14 protein-coding genes are annotated in these 17,862 nt (G+C 29.7%); 7 read left to right on the forward strand and 7 right to left on the reverse strand.

Annotation, left to right across the window (positions count from 1 at the left end):
- Positions 1 to 273: 273 nt before the first annotated feature.
- Complete coding sequence (locus tag ACXLDF_RS16770; RefSeq protein ID WP_457559706.1) at positions 274 to 1,164, forward strand: hypothetical protein; 891 nt, start codon at positions 274 to 276, stop codon at positions 1,162 to 1,164.
- Positions 1,165 to 1,340: 176 nt separating this feature from the next.
- Here the strand turns inward: ACXLDF_RS16770 and ACXLDF_RS16775 are convergent, their stop codons facing one another.
- The 3 genes from ACXLDF_RS16775 to ACXLDF_RS16785 all read right to left on the reverse strand — a co-directional run bounded on the left by ACXLDF_RS16775 (position 1,341) and on the right by ACXLDF_RS16785 (position 4,172).
- A complete protein-coding gene (locus ACXLDF_RS16775; RefSeq protein ID WP_457559707.1) occupies positions 1,341 to 2,597 on the reverse strand; it encodes a nickel pincer cofactor-dependent isomerase, group 22 in 1,257 nt (418 codons plus the stop codon).
- 139 nt (positions 2,598 to 2,736) lie between these two features.
- Positions 2,737 to 3,297 carry an NUDIX hydrolase gene (locus tag ACXLDF_RS16780; RefSeq protein ID WP_457559708.1) on the reverse strand — a complete coding sequence of 187 codons (561 nt, stop codon included), beginning with the start codon at positions 3,295 to 3,297 and terminating at the stop codon, positions 2,737 to 2,739.
- Between the two features lie 62 nt (positions 3,298 to 3,359).
- Positions 3,360 to 4,172, reverse strand: a complete 813-nt coding sequence (locus ACXLDF_RS16785) for an MBL fold metallo-hydrolase (protein ID WP_457559709.1) — start codon at positions 4,170 to 4,172, stop codon at positions 3,360 to 3,362.
- Positions 4,173 to 4,579: 407 nt separating this feature from the next.
- Between ACXLDF_RS16785 and ACXLDF_RS16790 the strand changes: the two genes are divergently transcribed.
- Positions 4,580 to 5,251 (forward strand): GOLPH3/VPS74 family protein, encoded by a 672-nt coding sequence (locus tag ACXLDF_RS16790; protein WP_457559710.1) that lies wholly within the window; start codon positions 4,580 to 4,582, stop codon positions 5,249 to 5,251.
- Positions 5,252 to 5,403: 152 nt separating this feature from the next.
- On the opposite strand, the gene ACXLDF_RS16795 is transcribed toward ACXLDF_RS16790, so the two are convergent.
- Entirely contained in the window at positions 5,404 to 5,988 is a 585-nt protein-coding gene (locus tag ACXLDF_RS16795) for a GTP-binding protein (RefSeq protein ID WP_457559711.1), read from the reverse strand.
- Between the two features lie 264 nt (positions 5,989 to 6,252).
- Here ACXLDF_RS16795 and ACXLDF_RS16800 point away from each other — a divergent pair, with 264 nt between their 5' ends.
- Positions 6,253 to 7,476 carry a P-loop NTPase family protein gene (locus ACXLDF_RS16800; protein WP_457559712.1) on the forward strand — a complete coding sequence of 408 codons (1,224 nt, stop codon included), beginning with the start codon at positions 6,253 to 6,255 and terminating at the stop codon, positions 7,474 to 7,476.
- 138 nt (positions 7,477 to 7,614) lie between these two features.
- On the opposite strand, the gene ACXLDF_RS16805 is transcribed toward ACXLDF_RS16800, so the two are convergent.
- Positions 7,615 to 8,478 carry a metallophosphoesterase gene (locus tag ACXLDF_RS16805; RefSeq protein WP_457559713.1) on the reverse strand — a complete coding sequence of 288 codons (864 nt, stop codon included), beginning with the start codon at positions 8,476 to 8,478 and terminating at the stop codon, positions 7,615 to 7,617.
- Positions 8,479 to 8,588: 110 nt separating this feature from the next.
- On the opposite strand from ACXLDF_RS16805, the gene ACXLDF_RS16810 reads away from it, so the two are divergent.
- Positions 8,589 to 11,741: a DNA methyltransferase gene (locus ACXLDF_RS16810; RefSeq protein WP_457559714.1), complete on the forward strand. Its 3,153-nt coding sequence runs from the start codon at positions 8,589 to 8,591 to the stop codon at positions 11,739 to 11,741.
- On the opposite strand, the gene ACXLDF_RS16815 is transcribed toward ACXLDF_RS16810, so the two are convergent.
- Entirely contained in the window at positions 11,728 to 12,309 is a 582-nt protein-coding gene (locus tag ACXLDF_RS16815; protein ID WP_457559715.1) for a hypothetical protein, read from the reverse strand. The genes ACXLDF_RS16810 and ACXLDF_RS16815 overlap by 14 nt on opposite strands.
- Before the next feature lie 124 nt (positions 12,310 to 12,433).
- On the opposite strand from ACXLDF_RS16815, the gene glpA reads away from it, so the two are divergent.
- Both glpA and ACXLDF_RS16825 read left to right on the forward strand, forming a co-directional pair.
- Positions 12,434 to 14,125, forward strand: coding sequence for an anaerobic glycerol-3-phosphate dehydrogenase subunit A (glpA, locus tag ACXLDF_RS16820; RefSeq protein ID WP_457559716.1), 1,692 nt, complete (start codon positions 12,434 to 12,436; stop codon positions 14,123 to 14,125).
- Positions 14,125 to 15,468 carry an FAD-binding protein gene (locus tag ACXLDF_RS16825; protein WP_457559717.1) on the forward strand — a complete coding sequence of 448 codons (1,344 nt, stop codon included), beginning with the start codon at positions 14,125 to 14,127 and terminating at the stop codon, positions 15,466 to 15,468. Before glpA ends, ACXLDF_RS16825 begins: the two co-directional genes overlap by 1 nt.
- 140 nt (positions 15,469 to 15,608) lie before the next feature.
- Here the strand turns inward: ACXLDF_RS16825 and ACXLDF_RS16830 are convergent, their stop codons facing one another.
- Entirely contained in the window at positions 15,609 to 16,349 is a 741-nt protein-coding gene (locus tag ACXLDF_RS16830; protein ID WP_457559718.1) for a hypothetical protein, read from the reverse strand.
- Positions 16,350 to 16,721: 372 nt separating this feature from the next.
- Between ACXLDF_RS16830 and ACXLDF_RS16835 the strand changes: the two genes are divergently transcribed.
- Positions 16,722 to 17,726, forward strand: coding sequence for a hypothetical protein (locus ACXLDF_RS16835; protein ID WP_457559719.1), 1,005 nt, complete (start codon positions 16,722 to 16,724; stop codon positions 17,724 to 17,726).
- The last annotated feature ends 136 nt before the right edge of the window (positions 17,727 to 17,862 follow it).

Raw genomic sequence — 17,862 nt, forward strand, 5'->3', positions numbered from 1 at the left:
CTCTCCTTCTCCCGGGCTTAAATGACCGACAAAAAACTTTTTGGGATAGGCGGCGGAAGTGGGAGGCTGAATTGGCAAAAAAGCGAAAAAACTTATAATTCTAAGATCTTAAAATACACTCAATTAACAAATCTTAATTTATCAATCATCAATTTATCAATCATCAATATTATAATCTATCAATAAGATAATTTATCAATATAACATTCTTTCAATTTTTATGATCTATCCATATCTTTTTTTTAAATCTTCGCTTTACTTTAATGATTCTCAATGCGATCTTCTCTCGTTGTAAAATCGAAATTTGAGCAAATTTGTAATGCCCAATATATTCCAATGAGCGATGGAACTCAAATTCAAGTTCTTACCACAAAATTAAAAGTTTTTTCAGATATTTCTCAACAATCTGCTAGTAGACCTCATTATACACTTATGCTAGTTCCAGGTTGGGGAACTATTGTTCCATCTTGGGATTCTTTCTTAATGGAAGCAGTTCATTTATTTGATATCGTCTATTTTGAATCTAGAGAAAAAGATTCAAGCATTTTGGGAAAGCATATACATTCGAATATGGACAGATTAGCACAAGACATTGAAGAAACAATAAAATATCTAAAAATTCCTTTCAATCAATTAATTTTAGTGGGCTCATGCATCGGCGCAAATACTATCGCATATGGTTTAATGAACAACCGGTTTTCCCCAAAGTTAACAGTTTTTATTGGTCCTCAATTGCATTTTCCACTACCTTGGTATGCCCGTTTTCTCATTCCTATTTCACCACATTGGCTCTTTCGCTTTTTCCGCCCAATTTTACGATTTTGGGTAAAATACTTTCAAACTGCCGATAAAGCTCAAGCACAAAAATATATTAGAATAATAAATGAAGCAGATTCAAAGAAATGGAAGAAAGTCGGAAAAGCAATAGCATTTGAGCAATTTGACTCAATTTATCCGCAAATTACCCAAACTGTACACGTAATTGGTGAAGGAAATGATAAAATGCATAAAGCATCCGATGCTTTAAAGATTGCTCAACTACTTAAGAATGCAGTATTTGTCATGATGGATAGTAATGCAGCCTCACATAGTGAGGAAATGGCTCAAAAAATCCACAATCTAATCCTTCAAGAGCAATCAGTCCGAATTAACGAAGATTTTTAAAGAAATTAATTAATTTTTAATCGCTTATTTTAAAATTTATCATTTCTCATTTATTTTTTTTCTCAGAAATGTAATTTAAAATACTAATTCAAAAGAAACTAACTCAAAAGGAACTAACTCAAAAGAAACTAATTAAAAAAAAAATTAACTAGAATAATTTAGAATAATTTATTTGATTACTTTTTTATCTGCATTGTTCCTTCAGAATCAAAAATTATATGTAAACCTTCTTCAACAATATCCAAATGCGAATTCTGTTCAATTTGTGAGCGATAATCTTCTGAAACAAGCAATTCTTCCAATTCAAGCGTATTTTTAATCCACACTAATCGAAATTGAGAAATATCATCATTACGGCCCGACATTTGGGTTGCAATTTTAAGAACTTCAAAATCACTATTCAAAGCCATTGGAACTTTGCATGTATCTGTGCGGTAAGCTGTTTGAGAATTAAGATATGTAGATTTAAAATCGATTTTTTTTAGAAGTTTTTGAGAAGTAAAATCAGCAAGACCAATTCCTTGAGCATTACCATGTGTAGATTCTGTCAAATCACGAATATATAAACGATGAACTTTCATGGATGATCCTTCTTTTCGCCCCGTAATATTGGTATCCATACCTGTTCCACTAAATTCTTTTCCCATTTCATCAACAACCAGTAAATCAATCTCTGGAAATGGAATTCGTGCCATCCATTGATATGCTAACTTAAGTAACTCCGGCTCTTGCTTTGGAATCTGTTCAGGTGTCAAACATTCTAAACGCCCTATCTCTTCGTATGCATTCTGTAAAATTGCCAATCCACCTAAAATTGGAATCTTATCCAATAAAACATCATATACAGCAAAAGCAATATCATCCCATGAAAAGTGTTCGGCTGCACGATGATAAATTCGAGCACCTTCTCGTTTTCCCATTCCAATTAAACACATTTTCATCAAGCCACTTTCAACTGTGGCGGTAAATTTTGTGTGAGGTTTGATTCGATTAACTATGAAAATATGATCCGCTTGTGCTGCATAATGATCGAGATAAACTGGAGTTCCCAGCGAGGTACAATCAATTAGATCAACATCCATGGTTCCCTTAATTGGACAACCTATGATATCTTCTGTAATTCCATAGTTTGCCAAAATCTGAAGCTGTCCTTTGCGGGTACCTCCACCATGACTTCCCATAGCAGGAAAGATGAATGGTTCAGCCCCAAGTTGCTTGAATTCTTGAATAATGCTTTTTAATATTAAGGAAATATGGCAGATTCCCCGACTTCCTGCAGTAATCGCAACAGATTCCCCTTGTTTGACTCGATTTGTCAAGTTCAACTTTTGAAATTCGCTATGAATTACATTGGGAATTAAATCTTTAGATATTGATGGCTGATCAAAATTTTGTCGAATTCTAAGCATGGATGGTAATTCAATATTTTTCATTTAAATTTCACCAATAATTTACATCGATGATACTGTTATATCTATTGCTTTGATCTTACAACTATTCTTTTTCGCAACGATTATACTTTTATCTTCAATGTTATTATTTCATCTACGATAACAACTGTAATAATCATAATCAATTATTATCCTTCTCAATCTGATTCATTTCTCGTTCAAACCAGTAAAAAGCAGCAATAATAAATGTATTTGTTATTTTGCCTTCTCCAATCAACTCTCGTACTTTTTGGATAGGAACCAGTTCATATTCAATTTCTTCTGTAGGATCGAAATTAATCTGCCCGAAAGGACGAATATTTTTCGCTAAAAACGTATAACATATATTATTTTGAATGGCAGGATTGGCATCAACTCGGCCTATCAATTTCCAATCATCTGATACAAAACCTGTCTCTTCTTCAAGTTCTCGTTGAATTCCAATTAAAGGTTCTTCATCGGCTTCTAATACTCCACCGGGTATTTCTAATTCAACATGATCTGTGCCAAATCTATATTGCCTAATCAATAATATTTCGTTTTTTTCCGTTAAACCGATGACATTAGCCCATCTTGGTGCATCGATAACAAATGCTGTAAAATTCTGATCCCTTGTGGGATTATAATAATCTTTGCTCAAGATATTAAATGGTTTAGTCCCAAAAATAATTCGTTGGGATTTTACAATCCATTGAGATATCATATTATTAATATAAATAAGACATAAAAAGAATTAAAATATCGTTTTCAAGAATAATCTCATTTTTAATGATTTATTATATTATTCAAATTTTGCTGATGATATTCGTTTACAAGTATATATTCATCCAAGTTTCCTTTTATATAGCTGGATATTTCAGCACTTTCACCAAATTCTTTCAACTTTGTCAAATAATATAAACTACGCTCAATACATTCATTTATCTGATCTTTTCCCATTAATACAGGACCATGCCCTAAAATTACTGTTGAATATGAAAATTCTTGTAGTTTTTTTAATGAAATGATATAATCTTCTAAGGCATTTGGCTCAATACCAACCAAAGGTAGATAATATTTTCCAGCGTTATTCATGCATAATAAATCACCTACGTGAAGGAATTGTCTATCAATTATTGTTATTAAGGATTCAGAAGTATGACCTGGAAAATTTAAAACTTTTAGTTGATGATGACCAAATTTAATTTTATCACTATTTTTTAGCAATATGAGTCCATCAAGATTTTCTTTTTTTTCAGTATTTCTGTTTCTCTTAAATGTTCTCTCATATTTTTCATATCCATAAAGCTGAACATTTGGAAAAATAACTCGTCCTTTAATATGATCAGCATGAAAATGAGAAAAAAGAATAGATTTGACAGAAATTCCTTTTTCTTTTAAATCAGCATTCACTTGAGAAGCATATTTCTGGATAGAAGAATCAATCAATAAAGCATCGTTATTATTAATGATTGCCATAATATTAGCATCAAAATTTGCTGATTTTCTTATTTCATCATTTTTTTTTTTCAAATCAACTCTTTCATCACTATCAAAACTGTATACCCAAATATCATCTTTTAATCGAATAATATTCATGCCAAAACCTTCAAAAATCTAATTATTTTCAACCTTAAATATATTTTATGTCCCGATTCAATAAAGACTTTCATTTTTATTTGTATGAATTAATTTCACATAATGGTTCATATGGAGATTAATTTTCCATATGGTGCCATTTTCTACTATAAAGATCATTTGTAAAAAATTCTTCAAGTGCTTGCTCGTTTTCTCAGTTTAGGGAATAAAGGTGAAAAAAACACTATGAACCATATGATTAATGAATTTACATATGGGGCCATTTACTCGAATAATATTCGCTGGGAAAGTTTTAATCAAAGGAAGAGTGCCTTTGTTCTCTTACTGGTCAGGAATGTTTATAAAATTAATTTCATCAAAGATGGGATTTTAAAACAACATTTCAGATCAAGGGAGTGTAAAAAAATATGTTGGTTGCAGAAGAACTTATATTAATGAGCATATCACCTGAAAACGGGCGAGAAATTTTTTTCAACGCTTGGAAAAATGTGAAAGCAGGAATTGCTGGAGCATTAATTATGGATTTAGCATTATTAAGAAGGATTTTTTGTAGAAATGGGAAGATAATTTTACTCTCAACAAAATCTACAGGAGACCACCTTCTGAATGAAATCTTAGCCAATATTCAACGATCTGATTCCGCTAAATCAATTGATTTCTGGGTTTCTGAAATACATTCGAATGTCAGGAATTTACAAGATCGATTGATTGAAAGAATGGTAAATCAAGGTATAATAAAACAAGAAATTCATTCTGCAAAATTTGGAATGAAAACTTATTATCCTATTATAAAGAAGGAAATCTACCGAAATATCTTAAATCGAATCCAATCACTTGAATATGCAGATGAGATTCAAGATTTCCACACTTATACATTAGTCTATATCCTGCAATCTTGTGGATTGAATAAAATTTTTCGATCTCACCATATGAATTTTCCAACTGTTCGAATATCTTCATCAAAGATTTTTAATTTAATTGAGAAGGAAAAACGAACAACAAAACAATATGTTAAGGAATTACTTAATAACATTAACACATATATCAGCCGAGAGCATGTAATTTCGATTGCAGTATAGATTAGTTAAAAAATTTTTACTCCATTTAATCCATGAACCCAAAACTTATTCGCACAAAATAGGATGTATTATCATTATGAGAAAAAGATGAAGCATAAGCTTCCTTTTTCTTATTCTGCTTTTTATTATATTTTAAAGAGAAAGTGAAAAAATCAATTAACTTCTTTTCCACAATATGTACAAAAATGGAGATCCTTGGCAATAATTTCATGACAATGAGGACATTCTTCCAGTGTATTATTTACAACCATTTTTGTGATTGTTTCGAAAACTTGATCAACATTTTCCCCAGTTTTCGCTGAACATCGTAAAACACCATCAATTTTATTCAGATGTACAAAATGTTCAATATCTTTATCAGATATTGATGCAGAATCTTGGAGATCGATTTTTGAAATTACTAAAAGTTTGATCATTTTTCCAGATGAATTATTAATTAAATCCATCCAATTGTCAAGATCGAAGAATGATTCTCGGTTAGATATATCAAAAAGAATCAAAGCACCGCTAGAACCGCTTATATATCCTGGAAATAAAGAACGGAATTTTTGCTCGCCTGCAAAATCCCAAATACTTAATTGAATTGATTTTTCATCAAGCTTCAGGCGTTTAATCATAAAATCAACACCAATTGTCGAGATTGTTTCAGATTGGAACGTCCCATGAATATATCGGCGAATCAAAGACGTTTTTCCTACATCCTTTGCTCCGGCAACAATAAGTTTTAGTTTTATCATTTTCTCCCCTACTAAAATAATAATATGTGTATTTAATTTTTAATAAACTAATTTACACCATTAAATCAATGTTTTTTTCTCAGTTATTTAAATTATTGTATAACATTTGACATCATTTGAATTCAAAGCAAAAACTTATTCGCACTAATTCGCACCATAGGCTGTTTTAAGAATTCATAGAAATATTTTCTTCTTCGTATTTTTGCAAAATAATGATTGAAATAATATTAATAGGATAAGATTACAAAGTTAATAACAGTTAAAATGAAAATACCGGGATCTTTTTTTGAAGTTGAATTGAATCTGAAAGATGAGCTGATTGAATTTCTTATAAAAAAACAGAATATTATTGAATATCGTGCACATATTATGGATTTTTCTGAGATTGAGATAGACTTGCCCGAAATCTTAGAAGAAAACCAAATCTTTGTTCCAAAGAATAGATTAGAAAGGATTTTGCAAGAACTAGAAGCACAATATATGGAACTTCTTCAAGAACAGCGTGAGATCCAACAACAACATCTACAAAAGCAGAAAGCTTTCACACAAGGATATCAAGCGTTGAAATCACAAAGAGAAGATGTTAAAATCCTATTAACTGGTGGTTCTGGAAAATCATCTATTTATCAAATAATTTTTGAAGGAAAATTAGCTGATGAGATTCAAGCAACGATTCCAACCCGTCGTATTGAAAAACATAATTTAGATTATTCATTTCTTTCCAAACAGAATCGTGGCCAAAAATTAAAGATTTGGGAGAGTGGTGCTGAATTTCCTGATGATAATTTTTTTAAAAATGGTACTCTTCTTTTATTTGTAGTGGATGCATTTAATGTGGAATATTATGAACAAGCAAGGTCGAATTTACATAAAGCTATAGAAAAAATCAATGAATTAGGTATAAAAAACCAACATCGACTTAGAAAGAATCAAAATATTTTCTGTTTTATTCATAAAATGGATAGATTTCAAAAAATTTCTGAAAAATTCAATTCTTTGGTTAATTATTTCAGGACAAATCCAGAAAATGGTCAGATTATCAGCAATATCACCTTTTTTCCAACATCCATTTTTGATTCGAGTCTTTACAAGGCTTGGACCCAAATTGTAGAAAATCTTATGCCGAAATCATCTAAACTTGACCAAATTTCAAATCAATTAAAGGAAGAATTAGGATTATATACAGTTTTGATCATTGAGAAACGAACAGGTTTACCAATTTGTGCATCGAAGACTTTACTTGATGATGCAACCTTGGTTGGAACAACAAATAGGATAATTATAACAATTGAAAAAGTACTTTCGGATTATAAATTGACAAATTTAAGAGAATTGAGAATAGATACTGCTACAGGATTCGTGAAAATTCATATTTTTAATCAATATTATATTCTTTTGCTAATTTGTCCACCTAATGTAAATATGGAAACACCAGCTGCAAAAAAGAAATTGAAAAATTTTTTAGAAGATATGAAAAATTACATTTAATAATTTTTATTTTTTCACTAACATATTTATATTTAGGTGCAAAATGCAAAAAAGGTTTTAATATCCTTTTTCTTGGTCTTTTTCTCGATATTTTCTTTCCATTTTCTTTCAACTTTCTTTCTATTTAAAAGAATAGCACTAAATCTCGAAGAAAAAGAATTGAAAATTATGGTGTTCAGGAAGCGTCGAATGAAGAAAATCATGCGAGATTATATCGTTCAACAAACCCAATTCTATGTTATGTCGATGTCCCCAAAAAAAATGAAGATTTGGATAATATTGTTCTTTAATTTTCTTAATTATTGAAAAAATATAATTCGGAGAAAAATGTGAAAAGAGAAATATTGATGATCGACTTTTTGGCTGGAGTTTTGAAGATAAAAGAGATTGCAAAGATTCTAAAGCTTTATTGTGATTTTGCAAAAAACGGAGATAAAAATTGTCCGAAAGCCCATAGATCAATGTTTTATTTATCCATATACCTGAATTTTGTAAAATGTGACAATTTGATGCCACTTTAATGCAATTACACATAGATAAAGGCAAATTGAATGTATCATAAGCCATTTTTATAATTTTTTGTATAATATTCTTAGAAAATTTATAATGTTCCATTAAAAAACGAGAATATAATTCCCAATCGATCCATAAATCATTATCTTTCTCATAAATATATGAATTCATCCATGAATCATGATTACCTTTTATAAATATTAATGGAATTGCCGGATGGAGCCACTGTCGAACAATAATCAAATAATATATAGGGACATTAATAAGATCCAACTCATTAATTTTAATTGGCATTGGAACAACTGTTGTTAAATCCCAGACAAAATCTCCATTAATTATTACTCCACTGATGGATGCAGGATCAAAATTTTGGAATGATAATTGAAGATTTCGATAAAATGTAGAATTGTATCCATGTTTAGCATCAAGATGAATTTGTTTCGTCAAAATTGCAGGGTAATGAAGATCAGAGAGAATTGCAACTCTCATGAATAGAATAGCATTTCATTATAAAAAAAAAATCTGCTTAGAAAAATAAGAAAAAAGTAATGAAAAAGCTTTAATGCGAGTGTGAATGTGAGTGTAAATATGGTGTAATTATGCATCAACTAGAAATTCGAGCAATAAATGGAATCATTCAGGAATGGATTAATTGGCATCTTGAAAAAAGACATTTAAGTAATGTGATTCTTGAAAAGCGAATTGGGGTACAAATAAAAGCAGAATTAGAAAATAATATTAGAAACATATTAGAGAATTCAAAAATTAACTCAGAAAAATTGGAGACAAATTTAGAAAAGTTAAAAAATGACTCTAAAAATTTAGAAACAGAATCTGAGTTAACAAACATAGAAATTTGGTTAAGAAATTTTATTGATCAAAATTATTCAAATCATAGGCTACAATTTAATTCTGATTTAAGAGAACATTTATATAAGAAAAAGAATACTAATGTTCGCAACATAAACGCACGTGTTTCCCACATTAAATATTCATGGAACAATTCAGATGTTATAATCCATCAAACAGATAATTTTCATAAAATATGGAAGTTTAAATTTAGATCAATCACTTGCAATTTTTGTTTGACTTTTAATGAACCAAAAGAAGCAGGAAAACATAGCCCCAAGAAGTATTTTATTCCAGTTCATCCATCAAATACAAATTTAATGACATTTTCAATATTAAATAAACAGATATCATTTTGGTTTGAATTTAGAACTCTGACTGTTTCAGAGAGAAAACAATATCGATATAAACCGCAAAAGCAGATTCAAAACGATTTTCTACAAAGATTAATGCATAATCTTGATCGATATTTTTATGAATGGCCTGAAATAATCCAAAATAAAGATGATTTTTTAAATCGAATACAAGAACAATTAACTTTGTTTACAAGTAAAAGAGAACCATTTATAGAATTATATCCTTACATTAAAGAATACTTAACAGCACAATTATTCCAGTTCAGTGAAAATCTCAAATTAAATTGGTTTAATAAGCAAAATTCCATTCAAAAACAGAAAGCCTTAAAAAATAGCACCATATTAGAAGAATCTTTGATACATTTTAATGAACAGCTGGAATTATTTCAAAAAATAATAAAATTAGTTATTGATTCGATTTGGCAGATTGAATGTGTTAAATTGCAAGTGTTCAATAAACCTAAATTTGTTTTAAATACAAATTGGATAATAAATGAGCCTAAAGCCAAAATTTTTAATGAATTGAGTTCATCAAGCCAAAAATGTTTGTATTTAGATTATATTCAATATTCTCATCCATTAAACAATCAATCTCCTGAAATTTTTAAGAAAAATGAAAAAGCAATATTATCATTAATAGAAGATAAATCTGTCCCAATTAACAATTTTATTATTGATACTGGAATAATAAGAAAAGAAGAGCGAATTCATATAATAAAAAAAATGTTAACACTAAACAAGCCAATTATGGGATATTGTATAAAAAGTGAAAACTGGCAAGCGTTAAAATGGCTTAAAAATGTAGTAAAGGCAAACAACTCTTTAACTCTACAATCAAGATTTAGCGTAATTTATATTGATCCGCCTTATAATACTGGAAATCAGGATATGATTTATCAAGACAAATTTACACGTGCACAGTGGATGACATTTATTAAAAATAGATTGGAATTAAGTTATGATCTTTTAGATAAAAATGGTGTTTTCTTTTCCAGTATTGATGATAACGAGTTAATTCCTTTTTCTTTGATCATCCAGCGAATTTTTCCTAATACTCTAAACAATATCATATGGCATAAGAAAACTCAACCATCTTATCTTTCAAAAGAGTTGATTACAGTTACAGAATATATTATTGGAGCAAAAAAGGTTTCAACACCGATTCCTTTAATGGGGAGTTTGGGAAATCCTGAGAAATTAACCGAACTTATTAATATCGGAAATAAAATTACTCGAAGAATCATTCCAAAAAAAAGTGTGATTATTGCTAATGGATGGAGTGGAACGCTACAATCAAAGATCTATGGAAAGGGAAAATTACAGATATCTTTGTTAAATGGCCCAATTTCAGTTAAAGGTGGAAAACCAAACCATGATCTTCATTTAGAAGGGAGATTTAAATGGAAACAAGAAAGAATAAATATTGAACTTCAAAAAGGAGGTACAGTCCATATTAAATCAATTGTTAGTTTACGCCCCACAATTGCCCGTAAATATGATTCTCCCATCATTAAAGCCCCCACTACATTATTATCAAAGAAAATTAATGACCTTCCAACAAATACAGATGCAAATATGGAACTAAAAGACCTTTTTGGAATTTCTCCATTTGATTATTCTAAACCAACTAAATTGATTAAGTATTTAATCCAAGCAGTAACCTTCACCTCAAAATCAGGAATGATATTGGATTTTTTTGCTGGTTCTGGAACAACAGGTCAAGCTGTAATAGAATTAAATCAATTAGATGAAGGAAATCGACAATTTTATCTTATTGAGAAGAATGAGCTTTTTAATACTGTTCTACTTCCCCGTTTAAAAAAATTGATGTATTCGCCAAAATGGAAGAATGGATATCCAGTTGAGAATGATCTGGTTAATGGATATCAAGGAATTATTCAATATGGAGAATTAGAGCAATTTATAGATATTTGGTTAAATTTAGATCCCTCTCCTTTCTCATCAACTACTTTACTCGACTTTCCACCTTATTTGCAAGATCCATTTGATACAAAACATTTTCAATATACACTTATTTGGGAATCAAAGAAATGGCATCTTCGATTGAAACCGATAAAAATATTGTCCCCTTTTGGATATTGGATCTATTCATTAAAAAATGGTATTTTTACAGTAAAAGAAATTGATTTAATTCAATCTTTGAACTCATTTTTAGGTGTATTCCCTTCAAAAATAACAATAAATAATATTGAAGATCAGGAATACATTATTATAGAAGCAATTAAAATGTTAAAACAAAAAGATAGTTGTAAACATGATTCAAACTCTTCTCAGAATATATTGATTGTATGGCAAAGTCTTTCACTGCTTGAAATGGAGCAAATAAATCATATTCAAGAATATCATCAAAAGAAATTACATCAAAAATATATGGAAAAAATGTCCAATAGAATATTCAATGCGATCAAAAAGAATAGTTTAGATTTTGATAAAATCTATTCAAATGGATTAAAAATTCACCCCAAAGCAATTCTTATTGAATCGGTGTTTCAAGCATATATTAACTCTGCCTTTAAGGAAATTTAAAAGATTTATCTTGAATTTTATCTAAAAATTGCTCGATGGAGGGAATCAAAAAATCTATTGATTTTAGGTATGATCTTACTTCGTTTATTTTAAGTAAATCCATCAACCCGACTTTAAAATCTTTTTTTGTCTGATAAAAAAGAATAAAACCATCTTGAACTTCTTCATAGGAAGCACCTAGCCCGATTAATTCAATGATCTTAAATGTAAAACTGTAATTATTCCTTATTGGTTCTTTATAATTAGTGCGATATTTCATCATTAAATAAAGTGTTTGATCATCATGCCTAGTACTTCGTTCTGCAATTTTATCAAAGGAAATCTCTTGCAAATTAATAAATTTTATAAAATTTTCATAAACTGAGCGATCACGATTGTAACCTGCTTGAAATTGCTCATATGAATCATAATCCACACGTAAGATCGGATGATCATCAGTTCCTTTCCATGTTGTCTTAACATGATGGTTTTTGATTGCTCTCTCTTCCAGTAAATCTAGAATTTTCTTTTTGGGATCATCGCAACTTAATATTTCTACTTCAATATAAGGTTTTTGCAATTTTTCCATTATACGTACTTAAAATTTGATTATTCACTATTAAAAATTATCTTTTAGATAAAATCTCTGATTAATAAAATCAAAATGAATGAAACAAATATAAGGTAAAACGATTTAGTTATATGTGAATGATATGGAATTAACACAAGATTTTGATGCAATTATTATAGGAGGAGGCATAAGTGGAGCTGGAATAGCTCGTGATCTTGCCTTACGCGGGTTAAAAGTCATTCTCTTTGAGAAAAAAGATTTAGCAGAAGGTACTACAGGTAGATGTCACGGATTATTGCATTCTGGAGCTCGTTATGTTTCTACTGATCCACAAGCAGCAAATGAATGTGCTAAGGAAAATGAAATTTTGCGTAAAATTGCAACCCATATCATTGATTCTTGTGGAGGATATTTTATTGCACTAACCGATGAAGAAGTAGATTATGGAGATCGATTCATTGAATATTGTGCAAATGCAGAAATCGAAATTGAAGAGATTACACCAGAAAAATTTCTTCAACTGGAACCTAACTGTAACCCTCGAATTAAAAGAGTTTTTCGGGTTAATGATGCTTATATTGATCCCTTTTTACTTACATATTATAATGCATTAGATGCTAAACAACACGGAGCAATAATAAAGACATATACTTTAGTAGAACATTTAATTTTAACAGAAAAAGAAATAGTCGGAGTTAGAATTCATGATATAATAACAAATGAATTCACAAATATATATGGTAAAATTGTTATTAACGCAACAGGTCCATGGGCAGCACTTTTAGAATCAGATCTAAAACTTAAAAACTCTCTTCAAATTGTTCCAACAAAGGGAACTTTGCTAGTGTATAAAAAACGTTTAGTTTCTAGTGTAATTAACAGATTACGATTACCTGGTGATGGAGATATTATTGTTCCAAGCCATCAATCAGTTATTTTAGGTACAAATGCAATTCCAGTGAATGAAAGAGATTTAGACCAATTGAAAACAACATATGAAGAAATAGATCAATTGGAACATTTAGGTGAAGAAATGCTCCCGATAATAAAATCAGCAAGATTAATTAGATATTACACTGGTGCACGACCTCTTGTAAAGTCAAATTTAACCCCACAAAATTCTTTACCACAAAAAATATCATCAAATAACTCATCTCTATACAATTCATCCCGACAATTTAAAATAGTAGATTATTCAAATGAAGGTTATTCTGGATTTATTACTGTATTTGGTGGAAAATTGACCACTTATCGATTATTAGCAGAAAAAGTATCTGATTATGTTTGCCATAAACTTGGAATCTATGAAAAATGTTCTACAGACACGATTCCATTACCAGGAGCAGATTTACCTTATACTAAAAAAGAAATTCAAGAATTATTTCACATTGATGAACGGCGTGCTGCAGATCTGAGTCTAAAATGGGGTTCTTTTATGCAAGAAATGGGAAATTTATGCATTACTTGTCTTGATTCAGCAAAAATAGAAACAAATGTTGAAATTAAAGGAAGGATTTATAATCGTATCATCTGCGAATGTGAAAAAGTTACCGAAAATGAGCTAAAATGGGTTAAAGAACATTTATTTGTGCAAAAAATTGATGATTATCGAAGAAGAACTAGACAAGGGATGGGTATTTGTCAAGGTCAATTCTGTCTTTTCAAAGTAGCAGAAATGGATTTACAATGGTCAAATAAAACTCATAAAAGAATTATGGAAGAACTTAAAGAAGCATTAGAAGAACGCTGGAAAACAGAGGATCTTGTAGATGAATTGCAAAAACGACAGATTAAGCTCGCAAAATACATGTACATCCTTGGAGGGAATTTATAATGAATAAAGAAGAATCTCAAATAGAATCAACTGAAGATAAAAAAAAATTTGATAAATCAACAGATGTTATTGTTGTTGGCGGGGGATTTGCTGGAATGAATACAGCAAGATTATTAGCCCAACGAGGAATCCCATCTGTAATTTATGATGCTGGATATGGAGCATCCAATTTATGGTTAGGAACAGTTGATGTTTTGAACTATCCTGGTGATAATCTTTTGTTAGAATTAGCAAAATATCAAGTTTCAATCCCTGCCCACCCTTATGCCCACCTTAGTATGGATAATTTACAAGAAAGTTTAAATGAATTTTATGAAAAATTTTCATCATTTGCATCTTTTGCCTCTCTTAATAATGATTCAAATGAAATTTGTAATGGTCATGTTCTTACTTCATTAGGAAACACAAAACTCACTACTGGAGTTTGGAATACTATTTTTAGGGAATTTAATTCATTAAATGATAATTCTCTCTGTGTTTTAGTTGAATTTGTTGAATTTTCTAATTCTCCGATGCATTTAATAGCTAAAGGATTGAAGGAAAAATTTCATGGTACATTTTTAGTTCTTTCAATTTCACTACGGGAATTATTTAAGCAAATGAATGCAGATATTCTTGTAAATAGAGATAGTGGAACATTATCTGCAAGAACTATTGCTTCATTTTTTGATAGTAAAGCCATTCATATGTCACCTCTTGCATCGTTGATCAAATCAACGTTTAGTTTAGATTATCCTGAATTACCATGGAAAAATGTTTCTTTATTCCTTTTTCCACCCATTTTAGGAATCGAAAACTCTCCTACAATCTTTACTCATTTAAGTTCACATCTGGGTGTAGAATGTTATGAAATAGTTTCGTTAACTCCTTCTATAATGGCAGAAAGATTTATTCACCAATTTCATCGTAAACTTCAAGTTTTTGCAGTCCCTCTAAATAAGTATTTCACATTAGTGAACCTCGTCCGCAATGGAAAAGATTGGATATGTCATTTTCAAGATAGGAATGGAAACATTGAGAAAATTAAGGGTTCATTTTTAGTAATCGCAGTTGGCTCACTTTTTACTCAGGGATTTTTTGCAGAATCATATGAATTAGGCAATAAATTTCACCAATTAGGATTAGATTTCCCTGATTCTATTAACTCTAATTATGAAATCGCTTCAACAGAAAAAGAATCAAATATTTTTGTTGTCGGAGCTGCAAATTATATATTTTCAACTGATCTAAGCGAAGAAGACGAGGTACGAGATGGAACAGGACTAGGTGTTACAATTGCAACCAGTTATAAAGTGGCAGAAATTATCCATTCACGTTATTCTAAAAAAATAAAAAGAAAATAGAAATTAGTGATTAATTAGTCTATCAAGATTAAATAAAAAACAAAAAAGGTGAAGATTAGTTTTTTTAGTTATTTTTCGAATTTTTCTTGAAAATTAAAGAATATCATTTAATATCCATATAATTCTTAAATTTAATGTGATCAAGATTTTGATTCTAATCGCACAGGTTTTGACCAAAATCCAAGATAAATGAAATTAAAAGCTACAATCATCAATCCACGCACGAATACAATGATTCCAACAGTATTTGGCGGAACCATTGCATCCATTACACCTGAAACTACAAAAAGGAGCCACCCTAATCCTATCATAAATGTCTTACGAACTCCCTTCTTTGGCATGTTATTCTTTTTTAGCTTTCTAGCAAGAAGGAAAAATCCTGCACTATCAATAGTAAGAATACTGAGTAATGATATTGCAGTAACAATTAAAGAAACACCAGTATGACTAATATCTATAAGTTCTCCCGCCTGAGATAATTGTTCTTCTTGAAATTGGGCATCACCAAAGCCAAACATGAATATCCAATAAATGACAGCAATGATACCATAAAATATGAAAGCAATTTTTTGATATTTTGGATAAAATACAGTTAATGCCATTTGTACAATACCGATCGTTCCAATAGGCATCCAAACATAAGAAAGAATGTAGTAAAGATATCCAGAGATATTTTGACCAGTGATTAGCAATGAAATAAAGCTAACTGAAGGTCCTAAATAAAATGACCCAGAACAAAAAGCGACTATTGCTACAATCGGTACTAATATTTTCTTAACATAAATATATTTAATCCAAAAAAGTATGGAATAGGTATATCCTAAAGCCAAAAGTATTAGTGAACTAATTCCTAACACCCAACTAGTCAATATTATTTCCACAATTAACCACCATTCTGCAAGTAAAAAAATATGTTACTCATATTATCTCTTTAAGAATATAACGTTTTCTAAATCAGATTAATCAATATTGATTTCCTTAAAGGAAAGGAGCAAATTGAAAAGAAATTTAGTTTTTGATTTAGAAAGATGCATTTCCATTTCAGATAAAATCAAATTTTCAATTATTTTCACATATTCAATGCAATTTCTAATAGAATGCAACTTTACTTAACAATTAGCAAAAAATACATATTTTTATTAAGATTAATTCCCAAAAGCTTTTATTGAGTAGCAATATTGCATGGCAAAAAATACCATTAAACATCCATAAATGGATTTTACCAAGCATGATGGAAGTATTTTCAAATGTCAATGAGTAATCGTCTGGGTGTGAAAGGTTTGGGAACATATCCCATAATAGATCCACAAAATACATATATTAATGATCTTAATAAAGTATACATTCCATTTAGGCCAATTCTTGAGGCAGAACTAATGATATCTGGGATTCTAGCTGTTCGTAATTATGAATTCTTATCCAAATTACCAATTCGCACTTTAGATGCAAATATTGTGATGAAAGAATTAGATTTGGATGAAAATCACCTTTTTCAAAAAATATTGGAACGATTTTTTATTGTACTCAAACGTATAATCCCTGTAGCATCAGAATTAGGTCCAAACAAAAAAAATGAATTACGGTATGGAAATGTCAATGCTTATACTGAATCGCGAATCCCCCTCTTTTATTCAGTTGACCGGCTTAAAATAAAAGTGTTAATTCTACGAAATTTCTTTTTATATTTGAAAGATCATCATTATCAGCTAAATTCCTTCCCATCTTTTATTCGAAAAGCTGACAAGTCTCTTTACGGAATTCTATTTGCCGAATATTATGAACGAATGTTAAAGTATTTTCAAACAGTTGTGTGGGAACCAACATATAAGACAAATTATCTTAATACATATGATGATGTGAATTTTCGGGTTCTTTACGAATTGCATTCATTTCAACAAAAATCAAGCATAAGTAAAGTTAATTACATAATACGTGGATTGAAATCATCGCTTTTTATTTCTAAATTAGTATTTGAACTCTGTGATATTCCCCAACCATTCGAAACGGCCAATGGTGCTGTTGAATCATTAATTCTAAATCGTGATTTCATTCCTGGAATGATAAATATTATGAATTCAGCTTACCGTATACGCAATATACTTCGTTTACATGAAATTGTTGATTTATTCTTAGCTTATTTAAATAATATACTCAAAGGTATCAATCACGGAATTTACTTAGCTTCTAATCGGAAGATTAGGTTAAATCTTGAAGATACAATATATTATATTGGTGATATTTTAGAATTTAAGGGTTAAATGAAAAATGATAATTGAAATCAAAATCAAAAATGTAATTCAAAATAATAATTATAAAAAATTGTCTCATAAGTTTCAAAGAATAAGTATAAAATAATTATTTTTTAAAAAATTCGACGCACCCCTTTTTTTTTAT

The sequence above is a fragment of the Candidatus Harpocratesius sp. genome (assembly GCF_054039255.1).

Excerpts from the sequence above, each read along its gene's own strand:
- glpA (WP_457559716.1), top strand. The coding sequence starts at position 12,434 with ATGGAATTAACACAAGATTTTGATGCAATTATTATAGGAGGAGGCATA.
- ACXLDF_RS16795 (WP_457559711.1), bottom strand. The coding sequence starts at position 5,988 with ATGATAAAACTAAAACTTATTGTTGCCGGAGCAAAGGATGTAGGAAAA.
- ACXLDF_RS16790 (WP_457559710.1), top strand. The coding sequence starts at position 4,580 with ATGTTGGTTGCAGAAGAACTTATATTAATGAGCATATCACCTGAAAAC.
- ACXLDF_RS16775 (WP_457559707.1), bottom strand. The coding sequence starts at position 2,597 with ATGAAAAATATTGAATTACCATCCATGCTTAGAATTCGACAAAATTTT.
- ACXLDF_RS16810 (WP_457559714.1), top strand. The coding sequence starts at position 8,589 with ATGCATCAACTAGAAATTCGAGCAATAAATGGAATCATTCAGGAATGG.
- ACXLDF_RS16785 (WP_457559709.1), bottom strand. The coding sequence starts at position 4,172 with ATGAATATTATTCGATTAAAAGATGATATTTGGGTATACAGTTTTGAT.
- ACXLDF_RS16805 (WP_457559713.1), bottom strand. The coding sequence starts at position 8,478 with ATGAGAGTTGCAATTCTCTCTGATCTTCATTACCCTGCAATTTTGACG.
- ACXLDF_RS16780 (WP_457559708.1), bottom strand. The coding sequence starts at position 3,297 with ATGATATCTCAATGGATTGTAAAATCCCAACGAATTATTTTTGGGACT.
- ACXLDF_RS16835 (WP_457559719.1), top strand. The coding sequence starts at position 16,722 with ATGAGTAATCGTCTGGGTGTGAAAGGTTTGGGAACATATCCCATAATA.
- ACXLDF_RS16800 (WP_457559712.1), top strand. The coding sequence starts at position 6,253 with ATGAAAATACCGGGATCTTTTTTTGAAGTTGAATTGAATCTGAAAGAT.
- ACXLDF_RS16825 (WP_457559717.1), top strand. The coding sequence starts at position 14,125 with ATGAATAAAGAAGAATCTCAAATAGAATCAACTGAAGATAAAAAAAAA.
- ACXLDF_RS16815 (WP_457559715.1), bottom strand. The coding sequence starts at position 12,309 with ATGGAAAAATTGCAAAAACCTTATATTGAAGTAGAAATATTAAGTTGC.
- ACXLDF_RS16770 (WP_457559706.1), top strand. The coding sequence starts at position 274 with ATGCGATCTTCTCTCGTTGTAAAATCGAAATTTGAGCAAATTTGTAAT.